Origin of the sequence: Bacillus cereus group sp. TH152-1LC (assembly GCF_027710505.1) — a bacterium.
Lineage (GTDB): Bacteria > Bacillota > Bacilli > Bacillales > Bacillaceae_G > Bacillus_A > Bacillus_A mobilis.
This window is the reverse complement of sequence record NZ_JAQFNK010000083.1, coordinates 1-505: the sequence shown is the minus strand read 5'-3', so window position 1 is coordinate 505 and position 505 is coordinate 1. Positions and strand designations below refer to the sequence as shown.

Sequence of the window (505 nt, the reverse complement as noted above, 5' to 3'; positions counted from 1 at the left end):
AAATTCTTGTCAAAATACTCTAATGCATCGTTATAAACATAACGAGAACGTTCAAAGACTAATTCTTTGAACTCCTCATCTTTATTTAAATCATAATTCCCACAAACCCTAAGTAATGCCTTGTTAGACGTAGAAAGGATGCGCTTTAGGTTATCATCTTCCTCATCCCCTAAGTGCATCCTTTCTTTAAATTGCTGTAATATTTCATTCGAAATTACTGTATTCATTCACATCACCCTTGTGTTGGTGGGGTTACTTCTTCAAGCTTTAATGTATAAACTTGTGAAGTGTATTTATCCTTCGGTTTACCTGTAGCATATTGTTTAGCAATATAAACAGTTGCATCTTCTAAAGCTAATGTTTCTTCATACTTCTTGATTGGCTCTGTTCCACCCATCGCTGCAATGTATTCCCCTTTAACAAAGAAAACCACTTGTCCTTGAGGTACAAATACAGATTCTGTTGGGATTGGATTAAAAGGTAAGCTCGTTACATATACACCTGC

At 35.4% G+C, this 505-nt stretch carries 1 protein-coding gene and 1 pseudogene; both read right to left on the bottom strand.

Annotated features, from left to right (window positions below; all coding sequences use genetic code 11):
* Positions 1–227: hypothetical protein (locus PDL00_RS34715; protein WP_270733853.1), on the bottom strand; the 227-nt coding region annotated here is incomplete at its 3' end.
* A 5-nt stretch (positions 228–232) separates the two neighbouring features.
* Positions 233–505 (bottom strand): annotated as a pseudogene (locus tag PDL00_RS34710) (phage major capsid protein); the annotation flags it as partial.